The following is a 5,061-nucleotide window of genomic DNA, read 5'->3' as shown; positions in this document are numbered from 1 at the left end:
AACCACCTGCTGGTCTTTAGCGCGACTGAGCCGACCACCCACCTCATGGGCAGTGCCCGCAAAGGCAGCGATTCCGGTGAGTTCGACGCGATCAATGACTGTCATTTTGGCGCACCTAGCCTGTTAGTTCGGTTAGTTGATATACACACTAATACGACTAACCCAAGTCAAGCTACCGCGTGCGTAACTACTGTATAGTCTTATACTATAGATTGATATATATCATTGTGTTACATGATATTTCTCAAGTGCAATCTATTCTATTGCCATCGTATCAACCAACCTGTCCAGGAAAGCGGATTCATCGGGCGTCATGGATGAGCAATCGACCCTGACAAGCCGCGGCTTGACGGAGAACTCCACTCCCAACGCGCTCATCGCCGCGACATACGTGGCAAACGCGACGCCTGGTTTGCCCTGCTCCACTTCTATGAGCTTTTGACGTCCTATCCCTGCCCTGGCCGCCAACTGCGCCTGGGTGAGCCCAAGCTTTCGACGTTCCGCTCGGAGCATTTGCCCGAAGTTGGCGGATCGTCTCTGGCAAAATGGGAGAAACCGCATTTCTGGGGTGAGCGTGGATGAGTAGCCTCCGAATGCACTATCTCCTTGCCGGCTTACTGGCCACTTGCGCCCTGGCTACTGCCGCTAAAGCAGATGGCGCTAACCCACCCTATCCCGACACATGGCGTGTCGAAAAAGTGATCATGCTCTTCCGCCACGGTGTGCGCGCGCCACTTGTGGGCGAGATTGGCGCTATGGAACTTGCGCGTCAGCCATGGCCAAAGTGGTCTACACCGGCAAGCGTCCTGACCCCGCACGGACGCGAAGGCATGCGTCTGCTCGGGATCTACGACCGTGAGCGATACAGCGCGCTCGGGCTATTGCCAAATACCGGCTGTCCGACAGACGGCAGCGTTTCGATCTGGACCAACACCGAACAACGCACTATTGCCAGTGGCCAGGCACTGGCAGAAGGCTTGGCGCCGAACTGTCACCTGGTAGTAGGCCATCAGCCGCTGGGCAGCGAGGATCCGCTGTTCCATCCGATAGAGGCTCACGCTGTGCCTTTCGACGCAAAGGAAGCGGTGCGCGAGGTGATCGCGCAGACCGGGGGTCCGGCGAAGCTGACGGCACCTTATCGTGACGCGATCCGGTCTATGGAATCGATTCTGGATTGCCGTGCTGCGGGCTGCGATATCGCCGCAACGCCGTCATCGCTAACCCCCAGCGGTGACGACCGGGGCATGAATCTTAAAGGGTCCATTGCCATCACCTCAGGCACCGCGCAAGTGTTTCTTCTGCAGTACGCCGAAGGCATGCCCCTGGATCAGGTCGGCTGGGGGCGGGCCACGCGCGAACGGATTGCCGAGATCTCCCGACTGCATGCGCTGCTGTTTGACGTCTATGCCCGCCCGGATTACATGGCCCGCCGTATTGCCGGTCCGATGGAGAAACACGTGCTGGCCATGCTTGCCCGTACCGATGGCCCTCGCCTGAACTTGATGGTCGCCAGCGATAACAACATAGCCGCGCTCACCAGCTTGCTCGGCGTGCACTTCCATATCGACGGTTATGGATATGACGATCCACCGCCCGGCGGTGCCTTCGGGCTGGAGGTGCTGCGTGATCCGACTACCGGCGAGCGCTATGTTCGCTCGTTCTACCAGGCACAGACGCTGGAGCAGCTTCGCCAGTTGACCCCGTTGTCGCGTACGCATCCACCCGTCATACAGGGGCTCGTCATCGATGCGTGCAAGATGCAGGGATCGGAGGTCTGTCGCCTCAGTGACTTCGAGGCCTTGCTGCATCGCCGGACGCATCCGGATGCAGATGTGCCCTTATAGCCCATTTTGGCCAAAAACGGTATATTTCACCCATCTACCGTGATGGAAAGATGCCATGGCCATGTCCCTCCAGCCCTACGCGATCGAAGATCTGCCCCATACATCAGCGTCCGACGTCAAAAAACTCGGCTGGCGAGGTGTCATGAAGACCATTGGGCGCTCGGGCAAAGTGGTGGTAACCAATCACAACGAGGCCGAGGCAGTCATCCTCTCGATAGAGGTGTACGGCGCGATTATGCAGGCCTTGCGCGACGCGGGATCGAAGAACGAAGCGGCACTCGATATGCTTCGCCATCGTTTCGATGAGCGCCTGGCGTCGCTACAAGCTGCCGACGCCGGAGAACGCCTGCGCTCGTTGATGCGAGTGCCAGCCAAGCTCGGCGGAAAGGTCAAAGCCGGAGAGAGTCATTGACGGCGCGCCCCGTTCTCTATGTCCTCGCGGGTGTCAACGGCGCGGGCAAGAGTTCGATCGGTGGATATCTGCTGGAACAATGGGGGCTAACGTGGTTCAACCCCGACACATTTGCACGCGAACTGATCGACGATACAGGTTGCGACCAGGGCGAAGCCAATGCAGCCGCGTGGCGGGAAGGTATGCGACGCCTGGATGATGCCGTCCTCCATGGTACCCATTACGCTCTTGAGACAACGCTGGGCGGCCGTACCGTCCCGGCCAAGATTATGGCGGCAACGAAAACGCATGATGTGTTGGTGTGGTTCTGTGGCCTGTCATCGCCCGAACAACATATCGCTCGCGTCAGGGCTCGTGTGACTGCGGGTGGCCACGACATTCCCGAAGCCAAGATACGAGAGCGTTATTTCACAACACTGGAAAACTTTATCTCGCTGATGCCGCACCTTGGCCACCTGCAAATATATGACAACAGCATTGAAGTCGAACGGCATAAGGCCATTCCCGATCCGATGCTGGTAGCCGTGATGGAAGCCGGAAGACTCACCTCTCCCCTGCCCGATGACATTGCCGCTCTCGAGCGCACGCCAGATTGGGCCAAGCCGTTGCTTGAAGCAGCGCTCTTCGATGCAAAACATCTACACCTACGGACGAGTTATGAGTGACGTAAAAACCATGATGCGCTACAAGGCCTGGGCCGATGAAGTCTTCCTGTCGAAGATCGCACAACTTCCCGAAAGCCAGCTTGTTGAGCCGCAGCCCATCCTCTTCGGCAACATGCTCCGCACGCTCCATCACTCCTATGCCATGGATCGAGTATGGCAAGCGCATCTGGTCGGCGAGGCGCATGGTTATACGTCTCGCAATCCCGACAACCCCCCGTCATTTGGTGTTTTGCACCAAATGCAACTCGCCATGGATGCCTGGTATGTGACCTACGCCGATGCGCTGAATCCTGAAACGTCGGGTCAGGTCGTCGAGTTCGAGTTCATTGGTGGCGGTAATGGTGCGATGTCGCGTGGCGATATCTTGCTGCATGTGGCCAACCACACAACCTATCACCGCGGCCATGTGGCAGACATGCTCTACCACTACGGCGTATCCCCACCTACTACCGATCTTCCTGTGTTTCTTCGAACGATCACGCCGGCGGCGTGACGGGGCCGGCCAGGCCGGTCCCCTACTCTCCGGCCCGGCGGATTTCCCCAGCACGAGCAAAAAAAGGCCACCGTCCTTGGGAAACGGTGGCCTAGTCTGGGGAGATGCATTTGGCAACTGCGGGAACAGCCGCCGGGTTTCTTCTAGTTATTCGATGACGTGTTTTTCATCAGAAGTCGTAGCTGACACTGAACTGCACGAAGCGTGGAGTCTCATACGAAATCGGCAGTTGGTAGTCGGCGGACAGCTGTCCCGCACCGGACACCGACGTGGTGGTGAACTGCGTGGTGCGCTGCTGGTTGAGCAGGTTGTAGACCAGGATGCTGAAGCCCAGCTTGTGATCGGCGAACGCAGGTCGATACTGGGCGTTGACGCTTACGATTTCCTGCCACGGTGTGCGACCGACCTTGCCGGGCGCGGCCGGGCGACCGTCCGGACCGCAGAAGTGGTACGCGTCCATGTAACCGTACGGGTCAGTCTGATCCGGACCGAAGAAGCTCTGGCAGACCTTGGGCGTACCTGACAGGATCTGGGCGTTGCCACCCACCAGCCATTCGGGGGTGATCTGCCAGTAGCCGGTGAGCTTGATCTGGTGGCGGCGATCGTTGGCCTGGTCGCCATTGGCGTTCACCATCACGCCAGCGTTATCCCAATCTTCGGTCTGCGCCACGTCGGTCTGCCCGATATCCGAACGCACCGAGCCTTCCGTGTTGCCGAAGCTGTGTGCAAGCGTGTAGTCGATTCGGCCATACCACTTGCCGTCGAAAGGATGTTCCAGGTAGGAGTCCAGCGCCACGTACTTGCGCTTGAGGTCCGGCATGCCGAAGGCCGACCAGGGCACCGTCATCGTACCGAAGGTGCCGTCGCCATTGGACACGTTGAACTTCTGCGTCTTGCCGGGATTCATGATGTAGCAACCCGACCCCTGGGCCAGGTCCGGATCAAAGCCCTGCGAGGCACCCACGGCCTCGAACGTGGCGCTATCGCAGACGTCGTCCAGATCGTTGCGCAGCTTACGATAGGTAAACTTGGTACCGGCCGTCCAGCGGTCGCCCATCATGTCGAACGCCTTGTCGAGGCCAGCGATGTACTCATCCTGGAACTCGGCCTGCACGTTCTTGCTGGTCACCGTCTTCGGGTTTGGCGCAGCGCCGAACTCGTTATTGGCCGACACACCCGGGTAGCGTCCCTGGGTGATCTGGTGCAGGCCCACGGGGGCGCCCGTCGCGGGGTCGATGCTGTCGTAGGTGAAGTACTGGTTCGTGAAGGTGCTGCCGGCGGCGCCGCGAATGGCCACGTTGTTCGGCTCATCCAGATAGTAGCGGCCGGCATTGGCGTACACCTTCAAGGAGGAATCGCCGAGCACGTCCCAGCTGGCGCCCAGACGGGGCGACAGATTGGGCTTGGTCAGACGAATGTACGGCTGCGCATCAGGATTGTAGTTGGTGAACTGGTCATTCCGCACGCCGATGGAGAGCAGCACGCGGTCGGTGACCTGCCAATTGTCCTCGACGAATTGGGCACGCTGCTTCACCCGCACCTTGTCCGCGCCGGTGTTGAAGATTTCCTGCGAAACGTAATAGCCGTTGCCACCGGGGGCGCCCACTTCATTGCCGGCGAGCGCGGAAATGGGCTTGGTCGCCGTGC

The 5,061-nt window shown here is 59.3% G+C and carries 6 protein-coding genes; 4 read left to right on the top strand and 2 right to left on the bottom strand.

Features of this window, described 5'->3' with window-relative positions; translation table 11 throughout:
• Positions 1-255: 255 nt before the first annotated feature.
• A complete protein-coding gene (locus tag VK519_RS17830) occupies positions 256-513 on the bottom strand; it encodes a helix-turn-helix domain-containing protein (protein WP_414692689.1) in 258 nt (85 codons plus the stop codon).
• Positions 514-578: 65 nt separating this feature from the next.
• Here VK519_RS17830 and VK519_RS03595 point away from each other — a divergent pair, with 65 nt between their 5' ends.
• Genes VK519_RS03595 through VK519_RS03580 form a run of 4 tightly spaced genes read left to right on the top strand, consistent with a single transcriptional unit; the run spans position 579 to position 3,414 of the window.
• The gene (locus VK519_RS03595; RefSeq protein WP_324347755.1) at positions 579-1,844 is read left to right on the top strand and encodes a histidine-type phosphatase; all 1,266 of its coding nucleotides are present in this window, start codon (positions 579-581) and stop codon (positions 1,842-1,844) included.
• Between the two features lie 55 nt (positions 1,845-1,899).
• Positions 1,900-2,256 (top strand): type II toxin-antitoxin system Phd/YefM family antitoxin, encoded by a 357-nt coding sequence (locus VK519_RS03590; protein ID WP_324347753.1) that lies wholly within the window; start codon positions 1,900-1,902, stop codon positions 2,254-2,256.
• Positions 2,253-2,921: an ATPase gene (locus VK519_RS03585; RefSeq protein WP_324347751.1), complete on the top strand. Its 669-nt coding sequence runs from the start codon at positions 2,253-2,255 to the stop codon at positions 2,919-2,921. The genes VK519_RS03590 and VK519_RS03585 overlap by 4 nt, the downstream gene beginning before the upstream one ends.
• On the top strand, positions 2,884-3,414 hold the full coding sequence (locus VK519_RS03580; protein WP_324347749.1) for a DinB family protein: 531 nt from the start codon (positions 2,884-2,886) through the stop codon (positions 3,412-3,414). Before VK519_RS03585 ends, VK519_RS03580 begins: the two co-directional genes overlap by 38 nt.
• Before the next feature lie 169 nt (positions 3,415-3,583).
• On the opposite strand, the gene VK519_RS03575 is transcribed toward VK519_RS03580, so the two are convergent.
• Positions 3,584-5,061 (bottom strand): TonB-dependent receptor domain-containing protein (locus VK519_RS03575; RefSeq protein WP_324347747.1); only part of this gene is annotated, 1,478 nt, incomplete at its 5' end.

Origin of the sequence: Pinirhizobacter sp. (assembly GCF_035317885.1) — a bacterium.
Classification (GTDB): Bacteria; Pseudomonadota; Gammaproteobacteria; order Xanthomonadales; family Rhodanobacteraceae; genus Pinirhizobacter.
This window is presented reverse-complemented; position numbering and strand designations above follow the sequence as displayed.

What these genes read in the sequence shown, in the direction of transcription:
- VK519_RS17830 (WP_414692689.1), bottom strand. Translation starts at nt 513, where the DNA reads ATGCTCCGAGCGGAACGTCGAAAGCTTGGGCTCACCCAGGCGCAGTTG.
- VK519_RS03595 (WP_324347755.1), top strand. Translation starts at nt 579, where the DNA reads ATGAGTAGCCTCCGAATGCACTATCTCCTTGCCGGCTTACTGGCCACT.
- VK519_RS03590 (WP_324347753.1), top strand. Translation starts at nt 1,900, where the DNA reads ATGGCCATGTCCCTCCAGCCCTACGCGATCGAAGATCTGCCCCATACA.
- VK519_RS03580 (WP_324347749.1), top strand. Translation starts at nt 2,884, where the DNA reads ATGCAAAACATCTACACCTACGGACGAGTTATGAGTGACGTAAAAACC.